The organism is Xenorhabdus bovienii (assembly GCF_024721015.1).
Lineage (GTDB): Bacteria > Pseudomonadota > Gammaproteobacteria > Enterobacterales > Enterobacteriaceae > Xenorhabdus > Xenorhabdus bovienii.
On sequence record NZ_JANAIF010000445.1, the window covers coordinates 1 to 257 of the forward strand.

1 protein-coding gene is annotated in these 257 nt (G+C 52.5%); it reads left to right on the forward strand.

Features of this window, described 5'->3' with window-relative positions:
- Positions 1-257: homocysteine S-methyltransferase family protein (locus tag NXS07_RS21340; protein WP_258087682.1), on the forward strand; the 257-nt coding region annotated here is incomplete at both ends.

A 257-nucleotide genomic window follows, 5' to 3' on the forward strand; every position in this document is an offset into this window, starting at 1 on the left:
GCCATATCGAAAGTCGATGCCGCAACAGACAGCTATGCAGCCTACTACATGATTAACTGTGCGCATCCTGACCATTTTTCGACGCGTCTGGAAGGTGCTGCCTGGATGTTGCGCGTAAAAGGCATCGTTGCGAATGCCTCGCGTTGTAGTCATGCCGAACTGGACGAAGCCGAGAAGCTCGACGATGGCAATCCGACCGAGTTAGGTGCCCAATTGTCCGATATCAGGCGAAGGTTTCCACATATTCAGGTTTTGGG